This is a genomic window from Nannocystis exedens (assembly GCF_002343915.1).
Lineage (GTDB): Bacteria > Myxococcota_A > Polyangia > Nannocystales > Nannocystaceae > Nannocystis > Nannocystis exedens.
In genome coordinates this window covers 9,548,502-9,569,382 of the sequence record NZ_NETK01000001.1, presented here as the reverse complement: position 1 = coordinate 9,569,382, position 20,881 = coordinate 9,548,502, and the positions used below count along the sequence as shown (strand labels likewise).

Annotated in this window: 13 protein-coding genes; 7 read left to right on the top strand and 6 right to left on the bottom strand. The window is 73.6% G+C overall.

The window, feature by feature from the left end; all coding sequences use genetic code 11:
* Nucleotides 1-195: 195 nt before the first annotated feature.
* Nucleotides 196-2,295, bottom strand: coding sequence for a DUF4215 domain-containing protein (locus NAEX_RS37315; protein WP_170136332.1), 2,100 nt, complete (start codon nucleotides 2,293-2,295; stop codon nucleotides 196-198).
* Nucleotides 2,296-2,448: 153 nt separating this feature from the next.
* Nucleotides 2,449-3,069, bottom strand: a complete 621-nt coding sequence (locus tag NAEX_RS48850; protein WP_143141133.1) for a hypothetical protein — start codon at nucleotides 3,067-3,069, stop codon at nucleotides 2,449-2,451.
* A 110-nt stretch (nucleotides 3,070-3,179) separates the two neighbouring features.
* On the opposite strand from NAEX_RS48850, the gene NAEX_RS37305 reads away from it, so the two are divergent.
* Together NAEX_RS37305 and NAEX_RS37300 are read left to right on the top strand one after the other, a co-directional pair.
* The gene (locus tag NAEX_RS37305) at nucleotides 3,180-4,355 is read left to right on the top strand and encodes a hypothetical protein (protein ID WP_143141132.1); all 1,176 of its coding nucleotides are present in this window, start codon (nucleotides 3,180-3,182) and stop codon (nucleotides 4,353-4,355) included.
* Nucleotides 4,352-4,732, top strand: coding sequence for a hypothetical protein (locus NAEX_RS37300; RefSeq protein ID WP_096332231.1), 381 nt, complete (start codon nucleotides 4,352-4,354; stop codon nucleotides 4,730-4,732). The genes NAEX_RS37305 and NAEX_RS37300 overlap by 4 nt, the downstream gene beginning before the upstream one ends.
* Nucleotides 4,733-4,747: 15 nt before the next feature.
* Here the strand turns inward: NAEX_RS37300 and NAEX_RS37295 are convergent, their stop codons facing one another.
* Entirely contained in the window at nucleotides 4,748-6,670 is a 1,923-nt protein-coding gene (locus NAEX_RS37295) for an IgGFc-binding protein (protein ID WP_096332230.1), read from the bottom strand.
* Between the two features lie 461 nt (nucleotides 6,671-7,131).
* Between NAEX_RS37295 and NAEX_RS37290 the strand changes: the two genes are divergently transcribed.
* Together NAEX_RS37290 and NAEX_RS37285 are read left to right on the top strand one after the other, a co-directional pair.
* Nucleotides 7,132-7,662 carry a phosphohydrolase gene (locus NAEX_RS37290; protein WP_096333856.1) on the top strand — a complete coding sequence of 177 codons (531 nt, stop codon included), beginning with the start codon at nucleotides 7,132-7,134 and terminating at the stop codon, nucleotides 7,660-7,662.
* A gap of 299 nt (nucleotides 7,663-7,961) precedes the next feature.
* Entirely contained in the window at nucleotides 7,962-9,572 is a 1,611-nt protein-coding gene (locus tag NAEX_RS37285; protein ID WP_096332229.1) for a M15 family metallopeptidase, read from the top strand.
* A gap of 222 nt (nucleotides 9,573-9,794) precedes the next feature.
* Here NAEX_RS37285 and NAEX_RS53360 read toward each other — a convergent pair whose 3' ends face one another.
* On the bottom strand, nucleotides 9,795-10,298 hold the full coding sequence (locus tag NAEX_RS53360; protein WP_245913886.1) for an alpha/beta hydrolase family protein: 504 nt from the start codon (nucleotides 10,296-10,298) through the stop codon (nucleotides 9,795-9,797).
* Here NAEX_RS53360 and NAEX_RS53355 point away from each other — a divergent pair.
* Complete coding sequence (locus tag NAEX_RS53355; protein ID WP_170135320.1) at nucleotides 10,279-10,767, top strand: STAS domain-containing protein; 489 nt, start codon at nucleotides 10,279-10,281, stop codon at nucleotides 10,765-10,767. The genes NAEX_RS53360 and NAEX_RS53355 overlap by 20 nt on opposite strands.
* 220 nt (nucleotides 10,768-10,987) lie before the next feature.
* Here NAEX_RS53355 and NAEX_RS37270 read toward each other — a convergent pair whose 3' ends face one another.
* Nucleotides 10,988-12,214: an FG-GAP repeat domain-containing protein gene (locus tag NAEX_RS37270; protein WP_100793349.1), complete on the bottom strand. Its 1,227-nt coding sequence runs from the start codon at nucleotides 12,212-12,214 to the stop codon at nucleotides 10,988-10,990.
* A 252-nt stretch (nucleotides 12,215-12,466) separates the two neighbouring features.
* On the opposite strand from NAEX_RS37270, the gene NAEX_RS37265 reads away from it, so the two are divergent.
* Nucleotides 12,467-13,015, top strand: a complete 549-nt coding sequence (locus NAEX_RS37265; RefSeq protein WP_096332226.1) for a hypothetical protein — start codon at nucleotides 12,467-12,469, stop codon at nucleotides 13,013-13,015.
* Nucleotides 13,016-13,140: 125 nt separating this feature from the next.
* Here NAEX_RS37265 and NAEX_RS48845 read toward each other — a convergent pair whose 3' ends face one another.
* Nucleotides 13,141-15,090, bottom strand: a complete 1,950-nt coding sequence (locus NAEX_RS48845; RefSeq protein ID WP_143141131.1) for a hypothetical protein — start codon at nucleotides 15,088-15,090, stop codon at nucleotides 13,141-13,143.
* Nucleotides 15,091-15,737: 647 nt separating this feature from the next.
* On the opposite strand from NAEX_RS48845, the gene NAEX_RS37260 reads away from it, so the two are divergent.
* Entirely contained in the window at nucleotides 15,738-20,162 is a 4,425-nt protein-coding gene (locus NAEX_RS37260) for a cation-translocating P-type ATPase (protein ID WP_096332225.1), read from the top strand.
* Nucleotides 20,163-20,881: the final 719 nt, after the last annotated feature.

The following is a 20,881-nucleotide window of genomic DNA, read 5'->3' as shown; positions in this document are numbered from 1 at the left end:
GGCCGGGCGACGCCGGCCCCGGCGAGCGACGGCCCCGGCCGCGAAACGGCGCCAGCGGGCCCGTCCCCGCACGAATCAGCGAGCGGCGCCGGGACCGAGGTCCCGAGCGCCGCTTGTGGGGCCGACACGCACGTGCGATCGGCCGATCGCATGGAACGTGTTTCGCCGGAGCGAGCCGTCACTCCGGCGCGCGGCTCACGGGTTGAAAACGACCGTGAGCTCGACGCTCTGCAGCGTGCCGGTGTCGCCGCCGATGCTGTCCCCGATGCAGACCTGCCAGTCGCCCGCGCCCATGCTGCCGGCGAAGGCGGCGAGGTTCGGGCCGGGGCCCTTGCCGGGGTTCGGCTTGTAGTCGCACTGGAAGTCGTCGCGGCAGACGACCTGGTCGGTGCTGGCGAGGGTGCTGCCCATCGTCTCGGCGTCGGTGGTCCCGGCGTCGCGGAAGAACAGCGGGAACATGGCGTTCGCGTTCGACGAATCGCCGACGTAGAAGTTGGCGTCGTCGTTGGCCTCGACGACGCCCGGGCTGCGCATCAGCGTCACGACCTGCATGGCCGGGTTGAGGACCTTGATCGTCAGGTCGCCGATGAAGGTGTGGGTGAAGCCGATCAGCAGCGTCACGTCCTTGACCGTGCCGTTGCCGCCGCCGTTGACGGTCATGGTGGTGCAGGTCATCGTCGCCGGCATGCCGTTGTAGGCGTCGTCGGCGATCGCCAGGTTCAGGGCGTTCTTCGTCACCGTCTCGTTGGGCTGCTCGAACTGGCAGGTCGGGCTGCAGCCGTCGCCGGCGTTGGTGTTGCCGTCCTCGCACTGCTCGACGCCGATGTTGATGATCCCGTCGCCGCACTTGTTGGCCTTGCACATGGCGAGGCAGCCGTCGTTCGGGTTCGCGTTGCCGTCGTCGCACTCCTCGACGCCCTGCTGGACGAAGCCGTCGCCGCAGGTCGCCGGCTTGCAGGCGTTGGTGCAGGCGTCGGTCGAGTCCGTGTTGCCGTCGTCGCACTGCTCGCCGGCTTGCATGAAGCCGTCGCCGCAGGAGGCCAGCTTGCACACGGTGGTGCAGCTATCCTGGTTGTTCACGTTGCCGTCGTCGCACTGCTCGACGCCGACATGCACCTTGCCGTCGCCGCACACGGCGGTCACGCACAGCGACAGGCACGCCTTGTCGTCGCCGTTGCCGACCCCGTCGTCGCACTGCTCGACGTTCTCCTGGATGAAGCCGTCGCCGCACTTGGCGTCCTTGCACTCGAGCGTGCAGGCGCCGGTGTTGCTGTTCTCGGCCCCGAGGTCGCACTGCTCCGCCAGGCTGGCCTGCTCGAACCCGTCGCCGCACTTCGGCGCCTGGCACAGATCGGTGCAGCCGTCGTCCTGGTCGCCGTTGAGGGCGTCGTCGCACTCCTCGCCGGGGTCGACTTCGCCGTCGCCGCAGCCCTCGAGCGTGCAGGTCGCGCTGCAGCCGTCGTCCGCCATCGTGTTGCCGTCGTCGCAGGTCTCGCCCGGGCCGACGTCGGCGTCGCCGCAGACGTTGAGCACGCAGCCCTCGAGGCAGGTCTTGCCCGGGCCGTTGTCCTTGCCCGCGTCGCACTCCTCACCGCCGTCGATCCACGCGAACCCGTCGCCGCAGACGTTCGCCTTGCACTCGGGCGTGCACATCGCGTTGTCGCCGTTGGCGGCCCCGTCGTCGCACTCCTCCATGTTGCTCATCTGCGAGAAGCCGTCGCCGCAGCTCGCGCTCGTACAGGCGTTGGTGCACTCGTCGGTGTCCTCGGCGTTGGCGTCGTCGCACTCCTCGTTGAGGTCGACCATGCCGTCGCCGCAGCTCGGCACGCTGCAGTCGTCCTTGCAGGTCTCGCCGCCGTTGTCGGGGCCCTCGTCGCAGCCCTCGCCTGGTCCGACCTTGCCGTCACCGCACACGTTCTCCTTGCACTCCGAGGTGCAAACCGCGCGGTCGCCGTTGTTGGCCCCGTTGTCGCACTCCTCGCCCGCGTCGACGTTGCCGTCGCCGCACACCGGATCCGGCCCGTCCGTGTCGGTGTCGGTGTCGGTGCCCGTCTCGGTGGTGGTCCCGGTCGTCCCGGTGGTGGTCGGGCCGGTCGTCGGCATGTCCTCGGTCGGATCCGGCGTGCTCGTCATCGAGCCGGTCGTATCCGTCCCCGTGGACGTCCCGGTATCGGTCTCTGTCCCCGAGTCGGTCGTCGTGGCCGGGGTGTTCGAACACGCGGTCAAGAGCGCCACCGGCGCCGCGCCCAGGAAATAACCAAGGATCTGACCCTTCGTACAAATGCTTACTCGCATGGCGCGGACCATACCCTCGAGTTCACCTCGTCAACCAGGGACATCCGCTTGGAAAAACGTCCGCCAATTGCGGCACAGCAGCCCGGTGTGCGAGCCGCTGCGCACCCGCGGCTCCCCGATCTCGGCTGTCGCCGGCGACAGGTCGCGGCGCGGTCAGGATGCCTTGAAGCAGGCGCCGCTCCTGCCGAAGATCGCCGACGCAATGCTCGGAGCACGCCGTTCCGCCGTTTCCCTGCGGTTCTGCGCGAGCCTTTCGACCCTGGCTTGCGGCGACAGTGGGACGACCAGTTCGGCCATCGCCGCGGAGACGACGACGACGGGCTCCACCGGCTCCACCGGCGAACCCACCACCGCGACTGCACCGACCACCACGGCCGCGGAGACCTCGACGACGACCGACTCCGGGACCACCACGACCACGACGGCGCCGACCACCACCGCGGTCTCGGCCTCGACCACCACGACCACGCGTCGGACTCCACGACGACCACGACGACCACGGACCCCGACACCACCGACGCGACGACCTCGACCAAGGACGCCGGGACCGACTCGACGACCGGCCCCGGGGTGTGCGATCTCGGCTGCCCCGACGGCTTCTTCGACGTCGATGGCAACCCCCTCGCCGGCGAATGCGGATGTGAGTACTCCTGTATCAAAAAGGGGGACGACGATCCATTCGACGATCAATTCGACGACGCCAACTGCGACGGCAGCGACGGCGTGGTCGAGGATTGCATCGTCGTCTCGCCCTCGGTGGGCGACGACATCCACACCGGTCGCGCGAAGATCCGGTCAAGTCGACCGGTCACGCGATCGAGCTCGCGGTCCAGGGCGGATTTTCGGCGGTCTGCGTCTCGGGCGAGCTGTACGACGAATCGATCGTGGTTGCCTCCGGCGTCGACGTCCTCGGCGGCTTCGATCGCGAGGACCCGGACTTCAAGTTCCGCCGCTCGGCCAATGCCATCACCACGATCCAGGCCGCCTGCACCGTCGTCAGCGCCAGCGACATCGACGACGAGACCTGGCTGGCCGGCCTCACCCTCAAGGCCACCAGCAGCGGCCGGCCCGGATCCACCACCTACGCGGTGCGCCTCGCCAGCGGCAGCGCGCCGCTGGTGGTCCGCGACAAACTCATCGACGTCGCCGCCCGCGCGAACGGCCAGGACGGCGTGTCCGGCCAGGCGCCTCCGACTCCGCAGGCCAGCGCGGGCGCCAGCGGTCAGAACGGCTGCCAGGGCGCCAAGTGCGGCAACGGCGGAGCCGCCCCGCCATGCAGCGGGGCCGGCGGCGCCGGCGGCAAGGGCGGCTACAACGACGGCAACGGCCAGACCGACTTCCCCGGCAGCGGCGAAACCCCGGACGAGCCTCGGGCGCCTGCTTCACAAAGAGCGGCAGCGGCGGCGTCGGGGCCACGGGCGCCAACGGCACGCAGGGAGCCACGGGCGCCGGCGGCGCGAACCTCGGCCAGCTCTCGGCCGGCCTCCACGTCCCCGCCGACGACACCTCCGGCGCCGACGCGACGAACGGGCGCGGCGGCGCCGGTGGGGGCTCGTGCACGCTCGCCGGGGCGTGCTCCTGCAATCAGGGCAGCGGCGTCGGCGGCGCGGGGCTGCTGCGGCGGCCTCGGCGGCGAAAAGGGTCACGGCGGTCAGGGCGGCGGAGGCGGCTTCGCGGTGTTCGCCGTTGGTGGCATCATCCACATCCTGAGCAACGCGATGACCACCGGCAAGGGCGGCAATGGGGGCAAGGGCGGCGACGGCGGGCCCGGCCAGTTCGGCGGCCAGGGCGGCAACGGCGGCTCGGGCAACGACGATTCGGGCAACGGCGGCGTCGGCGGGAATGGTGGCACCGGCGGCAACGGCGGGGCCGGCGGAGGCGGCGGCGACAGGCCCTCGGCCTGCCTCGCGCGCGCCAGCAACGTCGTGTTCGTCTACGCCATGAACAGCTGCACCACCGGCGTGCCGGGCTTCGGCGGCGCGGGTGGTACCAATCCGGACAACAACCCCGCCCCCGACGGCGCGACCGGCCTCGCGGGCCCGAACCTGCAGATCCATTGACGGACCACGACCCCGACGAGCCGACCGACGCCGAGCTGCTGCTCGAGGACCTCGCCGCCGACCTGGTCGGCGAACGGCGCCACGAGCCGCTGCTGGTCCGCCTGTTCGCCGCCGAGGCGGGCGTGTGGCACGACCTCGACGAATTGGCCGAGGGCCTGCCGCTCGTGCGCGCCCGCCTGGACGAGCTCGACGCGCTGCCGATCCACGTGTCGTGGATCGACCTGCCCGACTCGATCCACGGCGAAGGGTATTGCACGATCACCTTCTACTGCGAGCGCGGTCACCTCTACCGCCTGGCCCTGTACAACCGCGGCCTTTTGGCCCGCAGGCGCGGCGAGCCCGGCCCGCCGCGCCCGCCGGGTCGCCTGCTCAATTGATTCACCGCGGCGCGATCACTGCGGCATGATCATCACGTCGTTGATCGGCCGGATCGCCGCGCCCGCCGGGTACGCGTACGACACGTTCAGCGTGTAGAAGTCGACCGACTCCGGCGAGCCCCAGCCCCACACCGTCACGCCGATCGGGTTGGCGCTCGCGATCTCGTGGCGGCCGTTCGAGCACTGGCCGACGTCTTCGAAGTTGCCGGTCACGAGGTCGACGCGGGTGTACTCGTGCTCGTCGTCGACCTCCGCCCAGCCGTCGAGCACGCCGGCGCAGCCGAGCGTGACGTCGGCGTAGGCCCCGTCCTGCTTGCGCCGCACCACCACCAGGCTGGTCTCGGAGTAGGTCGGGTCGGTGAAGAACACGTAGCGGTCGAGGTACTGCTCCGACGGGATCACGTTGACCCACTCGGGGTCGCCGCGGTTGTCGTGCAGCTGCCCGCCGGTCATGTACCCGGCGAGGTAGAACGGGTGCTCGCTGTCCTGGCTGCGCACCGTGAACGGCCCGGCCGCCGTGAATTCCGCGACCTGGCCGAAAGCCAAGGTGTCGGGCGCGCCGGCCGGCTTGGCCGGCTGCCACGACAGCGTCGTCCCGTCGACCGTGCCGACCAGCCGCCACGGCGGCGTCTCCTCCTGGCCCATCGCCAGCCGGTTCTTGTAGCGGACCGCCACGTACGCGCTGCCCAGCGCCTTGATCGGCGGGATCTGCTGGTGCGCCCCGTCGCAGTACGACGCCCCGACCGGCACGTTGAAGCAGCTCGCCCCGCCGAACACCCCGACCGGCTTGTTGGCGACCAGCGGCGAGCCCGTCAGCTCGGCCGACTGCGCGAACTGGATCGTCTCGCCGCGGTCGAGGTTGTACTTGATCGGCACCCCGGCCGCGCCGGCGGTGACGCCCGGACCGCCGTCGATCGCGACCTTCGGATCGATCGTCACCTCGGTGCCGTCCTCGCCGGCGACGACCGCCCACAGCGGCCGCGCCGCGGGCACCGCGACGCTCTGCGCATAGGCGTTGACGACCACGTAGTTGGTGTCCCACACGCTCGTCGGCAGCATCAGCGTCGCCGACGTGATCGCCACCGAGCCGCCGCCGTACGGCAGCATCTGGTAGGCCGCGACCGGCCGGTCGGTCGAGATCCGGAACCCCTTCCCGCGCCCCGTCCCGGCCACCTCGGTCTCCGTGGCCACGCCCGCGGGCGCCGGGCAGTCGGGGTTGTCACCTGGCCCTCGGGACAGGAACACCAGGGCCACCTGCCCGACCGGCAGCCCGGCGACCGGGTCGTACGGCGCGTAGGTGATGCTCTCGCCCTGGCCCTCGGGGATCCGCGTGAAGCCGGCGACATCGAGGCTCTGCCCGTCGTACTCGACCTCGATGTGGACCGACTCGTCCCAGGTGTTGGCCACGAACGCCGCGAAGCAGCCGCCCGTCTTGGTCGTCTGCGTCTTGACCGCCCAGAACTCGCAGCCCTCGCTGCCCTGCAGCAGCGCCGCCGCCTCGCACGGCTCGAGCGGGGTACACGCGCCCTCGACGCAGTACGAGTCCTCCTCGCAGGTCGCCACCAGCTGCCCCTCGCACTCGAGCCCCTTGAGGTCGGCCGAGCACTGCACCGGCGCGCACGGCTCGCCGGTGGTCGAGCTCGTCGTCCCGGTCGACATCTCGGTCGTGACCGCCTCGGTCGTCGTCGGCACCCCCGCGGTCGTCCCCATCGTCGCCGACTCGCTGCCGCTGCCCTCGGTGGTCGTCGTGCCGCCGAGAGTCTCGGTCCCGGTCGGCGCGTCGGTGACCGTCCCGGTCGCATCCGCGGCCGTCACCGCGCCGACCGTCGTCTCGGTGGCACTGCCGCCACGGCTGTCCGAGCCCTCTCCCCCCGCGCAGGCCACCACCGATCCGGCGACGAGAGTGACGAGAGCGACCGTGCCGAGCCCGCGCATCATGGCCGGCAGTATGACACGGAGCGCGCGCTCGTTGGCGCGCGCGAGGGAGCCGCCTGCCCGTCACCGGCCCGTCTCGCCGCCGCCGGTCGAGCGGCCGCGCGACCGTGCGCCCCACCCGCTGCGGGGCACGCATCGGGACACCTCGACGGCCGCGCCCCCGCACGACCGGTCGCCCCGCATCGATATGTTTTTTAGAACATGTCCGAAACGACATGTTCTATGAGTCATTGCCCGATCGCCGGGCCGGCGACCGGGCGCGGCATCGCGAGGCGGCCCGGGTCTCCGCGAAGCGCCTCCGCTCGCGGCGGGCAGCGACCGCCGCACGAGCGAGTTCCGCGGCGAACGCAACGACCGGACGCTGGGCATCCGGCAGCCCTCACGAGCGGTCCCTCACGGATCCTGACGCAACTGCGGCGGTTCGTCGGCCTTGAATCGGTCGACGCTGGGCTCGTATGGAGAGCATGACCGAGCTTCTTCGCCACCCCCTGGTGCAGGCGGCCCAGAGCTACGCCACCCGCGCCCACGCGGAGACCAATCACCTGTATGACGGCCGGCCTTATGCCAGCCACCTGAGCATGGTCGTCGAGCGGGCCGTCGAGTTCCTCCACTTGCTCGACGAAGCCGACCGCCCGATCGCCCTCGCCGGCGCCTGGGTCCACGACACCATCGAGGACGCGCGGCAGACGTACAACGACGTCAAGAAGGCCACCAACGAGGCCGTGGCCGAGGTCGCCTTCGCCTTGACCAACGAGAAGGGGCGCACCCGCAAGGAGCGGGCCAACGCGCGCTACTACGAGGGCATCCGCGCGAGCGACGTCGCCACCTTCGTCAAGATCTGCGACCGCCTCGCCAACGCCGGCTACTCGGCGGCCACCCGGTCGCGGATGCTCGCCGTCTATCGCCAGGAGCAGCCCGACTTCCGCGCCGCGCTCTACTCGGACCGCTTCGCCGAGATGTGGGACGCGCTCGAGCAGCTCCTCGCCCGCGCCTGACCTCCGCTCGCACGCGCGCGACGACTTGGTCGAATGGACAGGTCCAGGCCTCCCCGCTCGCCCTGGCTGCGGCGTTCCGGCCCGGGCCGCGCGCCTCGCGACCTCTGCGAGCGCCGACGCCCACCCGCGCTCCGACCCATCGGTGACATCGCTTTCGTGTGAGTGCCGGCGCGCGACGATATTGCCGTCAGCGGCCGCCGGACCCCAGGCGCCCGAGGTTCCCCCACGGTCCGCGCAGGCCATCGGCGCCCTCGTGTGCCCCGCCCGTCGCCGCGCGGCGCGTGATACCGTGGGCGTCCATGCCGACCGCGATCTCGCTCCGACACGCTGTCCTCGCTGCGCTATGTCTGGCGCCCCACACCGCCCGCGCAGAAGGCCCGCACGAACACCCCGACGTCTGTGAACTGACCGCCCCGCCCGACATCGGCGAGCACCCCGCGCCGATCGATTGCGCCGAGAGCAAGGACACCGGCTACACCAACGGCAACCCGTTCGAGATCACCGTCGTCCACATCGACGGGCGCCCGGTCGAGAAGAGCACCGCCAACGCCTACTGGGTCATGCGCGAGGCCGCGGCCGCGGACGGCGTCGACATGCACATCAACAGCGGCTTCCGCACGATGGCCGAGCAGGAGTACCTGTACGGCTGCTATGTCAATTGCAACTGTAACAATTGCAACCTGGCGGCCAAGCCCGGCTATTCGAACCACCAGAGCGGCCACGCGCTCGACATCAACACCGCGACGCCCGGCGTCTACAACTGGCTGAACGCCCACGGCGGCGCCTTCGGGTTCACCGAGACCGTCCCCGGCGAGCCGTGGCACTGGGAGTGGTGGGGCGGCGGCCCCGGCGGCGGGGTCTGCGACATCAGCATCCCGCCGCAGGGCTACCTCGACACCGTCGATTGCGACAACGTGTACGGCTGGGCCCAGGACCCCGACGCGCCCGACGCCGCGATCGACGTCCACGTCTACTTCAACGCCCCCGCCGGCGATCCCAACGGCATCGGCGTGCCGACCACCGCCAACCTGCACCGCGAAGACCTGTGCATGGCCCTCGGCTCGTGCGCGCACGGCTACGAGCTCGGCATTCCTCTCAGCCTGCGCGACAACGTCACCCACCCGGTCCACGTCTACGGCATCGACATCGAGGGCCAACAGAACCCGCAGCTCGCCCAGAGCCCGCTGACGTTCACCTGCGCCCCGCCGGCCCTGTCCGGCGTCCGCCGTCACATCACCAGCCCCGACATCCTCGCCGCGTGGAAGTTCGACCTGTTCTGGCAGCTCGTCAACGTCGACGAGCCGACCCTGCTGGCGATCCCCGACTGGATCGCCATCGAGCCCGCGCCGCAGCTGATCCGCGCCGACGACGGCACGCCCGAGGTGTACCTCAAGGACGGCGACGTGCGCCGTCACATCCCGAGCCCCGAGGTCGCCGACAATTGGGGCTTCGACCTCGGCGCCGTCGTCACCGTCCCGGCCGCCGAAGTCTATGCGATCCCGCTCGGCACGCCCCTGTGGGACAAGCCGGTGCTCGTCAAGGGCCCCGGGCCCGAGGTCTATCAGCTCGACGACCTCCAGTGCCCGCCCGGCAGCCGCGAGCCCCTGTGCCAGGTCGACGACACCACCACCGGCGGCGACGATCCGACCGGCCCGGCGCCGACCACCGGCGGCGATGCCACCGGCGGCGACTCGACCGGCGAAGGCCCCGACGCCAGCACTGGCGCGTCGTCGTCCGACGGCTCCGGCGGCGGCCCGACCGGCAGCGCCAGCGGCACCGCCGGCAACGACAGCGGCGACGCCGGCGGCTGCGCCTGCCGCTCGAACGCCGGCGACACGCAGCCGTGGGCGCTCGGCCTGTTCGTCCTCGGCGCGCTGGCCCGCCGGCGCCGCCGCGCGCCGCGGGCCTGATCGCCGCCACTGCCCGGGACAGCGCACCCGCGCCGCAGCTGTCCCGCGGAACAGGTGATGACCGCCGCGCCGTGGCTGTCCCTCGGGACAGGTGCTTCCGTGGTCTGGCCCGCGGGACAGGTCGTTGCCGCCCGCGCCGCTCATGTCCCCCGGGACATGTCGTTTCACGCCCCGCTCGCGGCAGGCGAGCCGTCTCCGCTCCCAAAGCCGTTCCTCTGCGCGTCACCAGCCGAATTGCCGCAGCGTCTCGCGGATCGGCGCCGGACGGACCGCGCCGTCGCTGCGCGCCCGCGTGCCCGCCCACGCCTCCACGGCCGCGACCGCCGCGGCCCGGTCGGCGTCGGCGAGGTCGGCGATCAGCGCCCCGTGGTTGCCGCCCGGCGCGTGGAACACGTACGAATCGGCCGCGTCGCCGAGCTCGAACGCGCCGGCCGTCCACGGGTCGTTCTCGCCGTAGACCAGCAGCACCCGCTCGCCCTCGCTGGCCAGCCAGTCGGCGACGTCCTGCCCCGGCGCCGGATCGTACGGCGCCGGCGTCTTGCCGGGCCCGGGCACGATGAAGTGGCGCGGCAGGTTGAAACCCGGGAACAGCCGCAGATCGGCGACCGCCGACTCGTCGGTGAAGGCCCCCCCGATCTGCGTCGCCGACTGCCAGTAATACGGCTCGTATCGCAGCAGGACCGCGTCCTCGCTGGGCTCGCTGACCTTGGCGAGGAACGCCCACACCGACCCGGTCACCGGCGCGCCGGCGCTGCTCGTCACCCAGACCGACGTCACCGGGCGCCGCGCCCACCTCGCCGAGCTCGAGCGCAACCGCCAGCCGATCGCCGCGCAGGCCGACGCGCTGCTGCGCCTGGCCGCGCCCGTGATCCGCGTCGGCGCCGGCGTGCTCGCCCTGCCGCGGATCGGCGCCCTCGATCGCCGGCGCGTCGACGTCGCCCTCGCCGCCCTGCTCGACCACACCGGCCGCGGTCGCGTCGTCCGCGTCGTCCTCGATCTCACCGGCGCCGCCGTCGACGACGCCGAGGTCGCCGCCGGCGTACTGCGGATCGTCCGCGTCCTGCGGCTCCAGAGCGTCGCCGCCGCGCTCAGCGGGGTGCGCCCGCCGCTCGCCCGCGCGATCGTCGGCGCCGGCGTCGACCTGTCCGAAGTGCCCTGTCATCAGACCCTCGAGCACGCGCTCGCCAAGCGCTGAAGCGATCCTTGAGGTGCTCGAAAGGACATGTTTCTCTGGACATGGCCTTTCGAACATTGCCTTTCGAACATTGCTCTTGATCGTCCGCGGGACGTCCAGAGACATGTCCGAATCGACATGCCCTTCCAGGCATCTTCCACCCGCGAGGACGCCGCGTTCGCCGGAAGCCGGTCCGCGATCACGCCGGCGTGCCGGCGTCTCGCGGCCGAGACCGGGCCCTTCAGGGCCCGGCCACGACGGTCCAGAGGCCGGCCTCGCCGGCGGCGAACACCAGGTCGAGCGCCCCGTCGGCCTGCACGTCGGCGGCCGCGAGGTGCTCGACCGGCGACGTCAGCGCCGCGCTCGCGCAGCGGCCCAGCTGCCGCCCCGGCGCGCTGCACAGGACCTCGAGCACGGCCTGCCCCGGCTCGCCGAGGCGGCCGACGATCACGTCGCCGAGGCCGTCCTGGCTCATGTCGCCGGCGATGTGCTGGATCGCCACGTCGGCGAGCTCGACCTGGGCGACGGGCCACTCGGCGGGCGGGCCGACGAGCCACATCGCGCCTGCCGCGTAGAGCGCGTCGTCCCACCATTCATTGGCGTGCGCGAACAGGAGCTCGTCCGCGCCGTCGCCCTCGAGGTCCGCCAGCGCGTAGCTCGCCTGCGGCGGCAGCGGCTCGTCGGAGGCGACGAAGGTCCCGTCGCCCTGTCCCCACCACGGCGTCGTCACCCCGGACTCGCTGACGAGCACGTCGGGCAACCCGTCGCCGTCGGCGTCGCCGATGCCGGTGAGCGCGGCCCACCGCGACATCGGCCCGATCTCCAGCGGGACGAACGAACCATCGTCGGCGGCCGCGTAGGTGCGCAGCGCGTCGAGCTCCGGCGCCTGGGCGACGATGTCGCTGCGGCCGTCGCCGTCGACGTCCGCCGCCGCGGCGCTGCGCAGCTCGCTCGCGTCCGTGACGACCGGCGCGCCGAAGCTCCCCTGCCCGTCTCCGCGGCTCCACGCCAGCGTGCGCGCGTCGCCGTCGTACGCGAACAGGTCGACGCGCCCGTCGCCGTCGAAGTCGCCGATGCCGGCCGGCGCGAGCGGCAGCGCCGAGCCGGGTTCGAGCCCGCCGTCGCGCTGCAGCCACAGCCCCGTCGGCGTGAGCACGTCGTCGCGCCCGTCGCGGTCGACGTCCGCGGTCCAGACGCGATGGACCGGGCCCACGTCGATCTGCCGCGGCGGCCCGAGGCAGACCTCGCCCGGCTCCACCACTCCGTTGCCGCAGGTGTCGGGCGCAGCGTCGGTCGTCGCCGCGCCGGTCGTCGGCAGCTCGCCGCTCGTCGCCGGCGCCGCCGTCGACGCGGTCGCGTCGCCGCTGGTGCGGGTGGTCACCGGACCGCCCGCGTCGGTCTGCCCGGGCAGCTCGCGCTCGTTGCACGCGCACCCCAGGGCCACGAGAACGACCGTGCGACGACGCATTGCGAAAGCCACCGTATCACGCGCCGGCGGCTCGGTGCGGCCGGCGCAGCACGGACCCAGACCGGCCCGGAACGGCGTCCAGAAGGCCGCGCTGGCGAGCACCCGGCGCAGCGCCGCTCGCTCCGCCGATGGCTCGGGCAGCAGCCTCGACCGCGCGCGGCGAACTGCGGGGCCGGGCGACGCGCCGTGCTGTCGCCGTGCTGTCGCGCATGAAAGGTCAGTCGCCGTCCCGGACCTGCTAGACCTGCTGGCATGTCCAAGACCTTCTCCGGCGATCGTTGCGTCCCGTGGCTCTATTCTCAGGCGGGGGTTCGCGTCGAGGGTGAGCCGAAGCCCGTCGCCCCGGCCGTCGACGAGGTGCGCGCACGCGTCCCGCGAAAGGCCGCGCTCGGCCTCAAGTTCGGCGGCATGGTCGGCCTGTTCGCGGCCGCCATGGCGCTGATGGCCGGCGCGCGTCCGGCCAAGGCCGAGGGTCAACCGGCGCAGGCCGCCTCGGTGCGGGCGATCACCGGCTACACCCTCGGTGGCCTCAGCATCGCCTCCTTCGCCGTCGGCCGCCGCCTCGACCGCAGCGCCCCCGCGCTGGCCGTCCTGTGCGCCGCCCGCGAGGCCGAGCTCGACGACCACCAGCTCGCCGCCCTCGCCGGCGACGCCCGCAAGCGGCTGTCCGACGCCTCCTTCCCCGAGGGCCAGGTGTGGCTGATCTCCGAGGCCCCGCTGGCCCCCGAGCGGCGGGCCGAGGCCGACGCCCTCAAGATCCGCTGCTTCGCCCCGGTCCAGGGCCGCATCGTCGAGGTCTGAAGCGCCGCGCCGGCAGGTTCGAAAGCACATATCCTCCCGGACATGTCCTGAAGAGAATGTCCTCGAGGGCATGTCCGAATGGCCATGTCGGCCCCGCCATGCGGGCCCGTCCTCGACGCCGCGCCTCAGCAGCCGTCGGCGACGTCGGTGAGCATCAGGCTGGCGGCCGGCTCGACGGTCTGGTAGGTCGCCTCCGGGTGGTGCTCGACGCAGCCGCCGACGATCGTGCCGGCCGCGTCGTCGTCGAGGTCGAACACGATCGTCGCCGGGTCGTCGTCGACGAAGCGCGAGTCGGTGACCGTGAACACCCCCTGCGGGTTGCCGTGGACCTGGGCCTGCGTGCCGGAGCCGCCGCGCTTGTGCGGGTCGAGGCCGACGCACCCCTCCATGGCGATCTGGCCCCACAGCCGGAAGTTGCGCTTGTTGTCGACCGCGACCGCGCGGACCAGCGTCGTGTCGGTCGACTTGAGGTCGTAGCCGCCGTCGGTGTTGCCGGCCGCGAACGTGTCCTCGAAGCGGATCGCGTGGTTGTCGCGCTCGGTCGAGAACCCGTCGGCGTTCCAGTAGCCCTCGACGTCGACCTGCTGGTGGTTCAGCATCACCGACCGCCGCAGCGTCACGTGGTGGGCCGCCTGGTCCAGCGTCACCCCGGTCGAGAACGACTCGAACGGCTGCGCCTCCGAGTCGCCGAACACGTCCTCGAGCAGCACCTCGTGCGTCTGGTACTGCAGCCGCGCGACCGCGCGGGCGTAGCCGCGGACCGACACGTCCTTCATCACCAGGCCGGTGATCGTCGCGTCCGTCTCGTCGCCGCCGACGAAGTCCTCGAGCAGGCGGTGGACGTTGGTGGCGACGATGTTGTCGAGCCGCAGCCCCGCGATCGGCTGGGCCACGCGCCAGCAGCCGTTGCCCTGATCGGCGAACGCGAGGTTGACGAATTGCAGGTGGTCGGCGCCGGCGTTCAGGCGGAACACGGTCCCGCCGACCGCCCCCTCGGCCGTCCACGGGTTCGCACGCGTGCCGACGAACCGCGGCCGCCCCGGCGAGTGCCAGTCGGCCCCGACCCCGCGCACCACGATCGGCGCCTCCGCCGTCCCGCCGCTGCCGATGAAAATTTCACCGCCGGTCTCGTACTCGCCGGCGTGGATCCACACCTCGTCGCCCGGCGCCGACGCGGCGATCAGCGCCGGCAGCTGGCCCAGCCCGGCCGCGTCGTCGACGCTGTCGCCGCTGCCCCCGCCCGCCGGCGTGATGTGCCGGACCGTCCCCGCCGGCCCGTCGCGCAGGCCGCCGTCGCCGAACAGCTCGAGCGCCGACAGCAGCGGCATCTCGCTGCCCGGCACGCGCACCAGCTCGACGTCCAGCCACGCGTCGGCGGTGATCTCGACCGTCACCGTCCCGCTCGCGTCGCCGGCCGTCAGCGCCGACACGTCGATCGGCTCGCCGACCGTCGCCCCGTCGATCCACAGCTGGGCCAGCCGCGTGCCCGGCCCCTGCGACGGCCCCGAGAAGTGCAGCCGCAGCTGATACGTGCCCGGCTCGACCGGCACGCTGTAGCGCAGCTGGCCGGTGCCGCCCAGCAGCTCGGGCGGCTCGACGCGCCCGGTCGCCAGCACCTCGAGCGGCACCTCGGCCGGCACGCTCGGCCCGGCGACGACCGCGTCGGCGGCGAAGATCTGCGTGTCCGGGCTGGCGCGGTACGGCGACTCGGGCCCGTCGTCGGCCAGGAACTCGCCGACCGCCGGCCCGCCGACGTTGATCCGCAGCACCGGCGGCCCGAGCTCGGGACCGGGCTCGCCGGTCGTCGACGTCTCGGTGGTCGGCTCGCTCGTGCCCGGCGTCGTCTCCGTGGTCGTCGTCGTGCCCGTCTCGCTGCCGGTCCCTGGCGAGCTCCCGCTCGTCGGCGCCGCCTCGGTCGTCGTCGGCTGGCCGCCCGTCCCCGTCGTCGACGGGTCGCCGCCCGTCGCCTCGGTCGTCGTCGCGCCCTCGGTCGTCGCCGCCGGATCGCCGCCGCACGCCGCCAGCCCGAACATCCACGCCCACGTCACCCTCGCCCGCGCCCGTCTCGCCGCCATGGAAAACATGGTTTCCTCCGGCCGCCCGGCCTGTCAACGAGTCGCCCTGAACCCCCAACCGCGGGCCGCGAGCCGCGCGCGACGCGAGACATGTCCCCAGGGACATCCACGACGCGCCTGTCCTCCAGGACATGTCAATTCTCCCTGCGCCGCCGCCGCGACCTGGCCCGAAGGCCCTCGCCGCCCAGCGCTCGAACTCCGCCTACGTCATGGACCACGGCTGCGACGCCACCGACTGCTGCTGGCACTGACGCGGCCCCGGCTGCGCCGCCGGACAGCATCACCCGCGCGAACGCGCCTGTCCTCGGGGACAGGCGATCCCGCCAGGACGCGCGCGCTTCACCGCAGGGTCGCGAGCTCCTGTCCCGAAAGACATCCATCCTCCTGTCCTCGGGGACATGTGAACATGTCCCTCAAGACATGACGTCCTCCACGCCGCCTGCGGGTCCGCTCGCCGAGCTGCCGCTTCGGACGACCTCGGGGCGCCGCGGGCCGCTCGCGCCCGCTGCTCCACGCCCCGCCGAGCCCGCCGCGCGCGCGGCGAACCTGCGCCGCGGGGGCCGCCGGCGCCGCCGCGTTCGCGGACGTCCGCCGCCGCGTGGGAAATTTCCCGGCGTTTTCGCCCGCCCGGCCCATCCTTCGCGACCGTGGGCCTGTTCGATCGCCTCGCCTCGATCCCGCCGCTGCGCCCGCCCTCGTGGCTGCGCACCGCGGTCAACTTGTTCGGGCACCGCCACCGGCGGATCTGGACCGACGGCGTGCGGGCGCACATCGAGCTGCGGTCGCTGGACGAGGCCGACTTCGCGCGGTTCGCCGACGCCGTCGAGGCCACCTTCGAGGGGCTTGGCGGCATCGAAGGCGTGCGGATCAACGGCCTGGTCGGGCGCGCCATCGTCGACTACGACGCCGGCGTGTGGACCCCGGACACGCTCGCGCGGATCGTCGACGCCATCGAGCTGCGGCTCGGGCTGCACGACCTCCCGTTCGCCGAGGTCATCCCCGACTACCCCGGCGATCGCGAGCCGCTGCTGCGCAAGGCCGTCGACCTCGGGGCCGACGCGTTCGGCGTGGTCCTCGGCACCGCCCTGCGGATCGTCGACTTCGCCCCGACCCGGGCCGGCTTCGACCTCGCCGCGCTGATGACCGTCGTCGACAACACCCCGCGGCTGCGCAAGCTGCTGGTCGACCGGCTCGGGCCCGCCGCCACCGAGGTCGGCGTCGGCATCACCAACGCGGTCGTCCAGGCCGTCGGCGCCGGCCCGATCGGGCTGCTCGTCGACATGGTCGTGCAGACCGTCAAGCTGCGGGCCGAGCGGTCGCGCTGCGCGGCGTGGGGCGAGCGCGAGGCCGAGCTGTGCGGCGACCCGCAGTCGCCCGCGCGGCTCGCCCCGCTGCCCGCGCGCGAGCGGCCGACGCCGCTGCCCGACAGCATCATCGAGCGCTACGCCGACGACGCCCTGTTCGCCTCGCTGGGCGGCTTCGTCGTCGGCATCGCCGACACCCACAACCTCGAGTCGGCCCTCACCCCGCTGTTCGGCGGCCTGCCGAAGGCCGCCTTCTACGGCCGCACGATCTTCGCCGCCGAGCTCGGCGTCGCGCTCGGCCGGCGCCGCTGCCTGGTTTTGCGCAACGCCGCCGTGCGCCTGCTCGACCGCGTCGACACCCTCGTCGTCGACGCCGGCGCCCTCCTCACCGACGCCCGCACCATGGCCGCCGTCGTGCCCGCGCCCGGCGTCGCCCGCGAGCCGGTCGTCCACCACGCCGGCATGCTGTTCCGCGAGGACGACTGGTCTTCCGTCCATGTCCATGAGGACTGGTCGATCGGCCCGCCCGCCGCGCTCGCCCCGCCCGACTGGCGCGGCCCGCTGCGGCGCGCCGTCGACGGCTGGTCGGGCGACTCCTTGCTGCTCGCCCACCGCGGCGAGCCGGTCGCCGTCGTCCACCTGCGGCCCGCGCTGCGCCGCGGCGCCGACGCCCTGCTGGCGGCGATCCGTCACTCGCGCCTGCACTTCGTGCTCGCCTGCGACGACCCGGCGCTGGCGCGCGTCCTGACCGCGCACGAGCGGATCGCCCCCGCCCACCTGACCGACGCCGTCGACGGCCTGCAGCGCCACGGTCGCGTCGTCGCCGTGCTGTCGGCCCGCGATCGCGTCGCCCTCGCCGCCGCCGACCTCGGCCTCGGCCTCGCCCTCGATCCCCGCGAGCCCCCGTGGACCGCCGACATCCTCCTGCGCGACGACCTCGCCGACGCCACCTTCCTCATCGACGCCTGCGTCGTCGCCCGCCAGGTCGCCGAGCAGAGCGTCGTCCTCGCCGGGGTCGGCGCCGCGCTGGGGGCCGCGCTCGCGCTCGGCGGGCTCAAGAAGACCCGCCCGCAGCAGGTCATGCTCGCCACCTACGCCGCCAGCGTGGTCGCCCTCGCCAACGGCCTGCGGCGAGCTGTCCTTTTGGCCAGGAAGCCGCCGCCGCCCGCCGTCGATCCGACCCCGTGGCACCGGCTCCCGCCCGACCTCGTGCTCGCGCGCCTCGGCGCCAGCCTCGACGCCGGCCTGCCCGACTCGCTGGCCGCCGAGCGCCGGCACGAGCCGCCGCGGCTGGCCTCGCGGCCGGTCCGGCTCGCGCGGGCCGTCGCCCACGAGATCGTCAACCCGCTCACCCCCGTGCTCGTCACCGGCGCCGCGCTCTCGGCCGTCACCGGCTCCTTCATCGACGCCGGCCTCATCAGCGCCGTGTTCGGCTTCAACGCCCTGATCGGCGGCGCCGAGCGCTTCCAGGCCGAGGGGGCGATCGCCGCCCTCGCCGACCGCGAGCGCCCTGCCGTCCGCACCCTCCGCGGCGGCCGCGTGCGTCCGGTCCCCGCCGACGAGCTGGTCGAGGGCGACATCGTCGAGCTGCACGCGGGCGAGGTCGTCCCCGCCGACTGCCGCTTGCTCGCGGCCGAGGACCTCGAGGTCGACGAGTCGAGCCTCACCGGCGAGTCGCTGCCGATCGCCAAGGACCCCGCGCCCTCCTACGCCGCCGCGATCGCCGATCGCAGCAGCATGCTGTACGAGGGCACCGCGATCGCGGCCGGGGTCGCGCGCGCCGTCGTCGTCGCCATCGGCCCCGACACCGAGGCGCGGCGCGGCCTGTTCGCCCTGCGCGAGCTCAGCCCCGAGACCGGCGTCGAGGCGCGCCTGCGCAAGCTGACCGAGAGCACCCTGCCGATCGCCGGCCTCAGCGGCGCCTTGCTGGTCGGCGCCGGCCTGTTCCGCCACCAGGACATCCACACCCTCATCGACCTCGGCATCAGCATGACGATCGCCGCCGTGCCCGAGGGTCTGCCGCTGCTCGCCACCGTCGCCCAGCTCGCGGCCTCGCGGCGGCTGTCGACCCGCGGCGCGCTGGTCCGCAACCCGCGGACCGTCGAGGCGCTCGGCCGGCTCGACGTCCTCTGCGCCGACAAGACCGGCACCCTCACCGAGGGCCAGATCCACCTCCACGGCCTCGCCGACGACCAGCGCAGCGCGGCGCTCGACGACGGCGAGCCGCCGGACTGGGCCCGCGCCCTGCTCGCCGCCGCCTTGCGCGCCTCGCCGCCGACCAACGGCCACCTGCCGCACCCGACCGATCGCGCGATCGTCGACGGCGGCGCGCGGATCGGCGTCGTCCCCGAGCAGGGCGTGCCCGGCTGGCAGCGCCTGCACGAGATGCCCTTCGAGCCGGGCCGGGGCTACCACGCCGTCCTCGGCGTCACCGACGCCGGCCTGCGGCTCACCGTCAAGGGCGCGCCCGAGGTCGTCCTGCGCCGCTGCGACCTCCCCGAGGCCGAGCGCGCCGCCGTGCTCGCGCGCGCCGAGGAGCTCGCGGGCGAGGGCCTGCGGGTGCTGGCGATCGCCGAGCGCCCGGCCAGCGAGGAGCGCGACCTCGACGACGCCCGCATCGATCGCCTGCGCTTCTGCGGCTTCATCCTCCTCAGCGATCCCCCGCGCGCCTCCGCGGCCGAGGCGATCGCGCGCCTGCAGGAGGCCCGCGTCGACCTCATCATGATCACCGGCGACCACCCGCGGACCGCCCGCCGGATCGCCGACCAGCTCGGCCTCCTGGGCGGGCGCGACGTCCTCACCGGACCTGAGCTCGAGGACATGTCCGACGAGGCGCTCGACGCCGCGCTGCCGGACATCGGCGTGATCGCCCGCGCCACCCCGGCGCACAAGGTGCGGATCGTCAAGGCCTTGCAGCGGGCCGGGCGGGTGGTCGGCATGACCGGCGACGGGGCCAACGACGCCGCCGCGATCCGCCTGGCCGACGTCGGCATCGCTCTCGGCGCGCGCGCCACTCTGGCCGCGCGCGACGCCGCCGACCTGCTGGTCGTCGACGAGCGCATCGACACCATCGTCGACGCCATCGCCGAGGGCCGGGCCATGTGGTCGGCCGTGCGCGACGCCGTCGCCATCCTCACCGGCGGCAACCTCGGCGAGATCGGCTTCTCGCTGGTGTCCGGCCTGTTCGGCGGCAGCGCGCTCAACGCCCGCCAGCTCCTCCTCGTCAACCTCCTCACCGACGTCGCCCCGACCATGGCGATCGCCCTGCGCCCGCCCGCGCCCGAGAGCCTGCGCCACCTCCTGGCCGAAGGGCCAGAAGTGGCCCTCGGCGAGGCCCTCGACCGCGACATCACCCTGCGGGCGATCACCACCGCCGGCGGCGCCGGAGCGGCGTGGATGGCCGCCCACATCCTGCCCGGCGGCCGCCGCGGCGCCTCGACCGTCGGCCTGCTCGCGCTCGTCGGCAGCCAGCTCGGCCAGACCCTCGTCGCCGGCAAGCTCAGCCGCGAGGTCCTCGTCACCGGCGTGGGCTCGCTCGCCGTCATGCTCGCCGTCGTCGAGACCCCCGGCCTCAGCCACCTGTTCGGCTGCCGCCCGCTCGGCCCGATCGGCCTCGGGATCGCCGCCGCCTCGGCCACCACCGCCACCGCCGCCTCGGTCGTCGGCCCGCCCCTGGTCGCCCGCGTCCGCGCCCGGCTGGCCGCCCGCCGCCCGCGCCCCGAGCCGCCGATGGACGTCGAGATCCGCCTCGGCAAGTCGGCCGCGTGATCGCGACGCAGCGCGGCCCGCCGGCCATGCCCATACACGTCCCGGGGGACATCTGATCCTCGCCGGCCCGCCCTGCGTCCCCTCGCGGAATCGTCGCTGTCCTTCGGGCCAGCTCATGCGGCCGCGGCCCGGGAACGCGTCCGCCGGCCCGCGCTCGCGCCCCGGCCCCTCGCCCTGGCGGCGCCCCCTCTCCGAATCGCCTGTCCTTGGAGACAGGATATCCCCAGGGAACATCGGATTCTCGTCGGCCCGCCCGTGTGTCCTCGCGCGGAATCATCGCATGTCCTTCGGGCCAGCTCATGCGGACGCGGCCCGGGAACGCGTCGCCGGCACGCGCTCGCGCCCCGGCCCCTCGCCCTGGCGGCGCCCCTCTCCGAATCGCCTGTCCTTGGAGACGGATCATGCCGGCGCGGCCCGGCCACGGGGCCGCGCCGACTCGCGCCTGCGCGCCCGGCCCCTCGCCCTGGCGGCCTCGCCGGGCGCATGTCCTTCGGGCCATCTCATGCGGCGGCGACCTGAAAGCGCGTCCGCGCCGACCCGCGCTCGCGCGCCCGGCCCGCTCGCCCTGGCAGCCCTTCACCGCCGCGCATGTCCTTCGAGGCAGCTCATGCGACGCGCCCGGCCGCGGGTCTGCAGACGCGCCCGCGCCCACCGCGGTGGCGCGACCGCTCGCCTGTCGTGCATGACAGACGAACTCCCGCGGTGGGACCTCGCCCCCT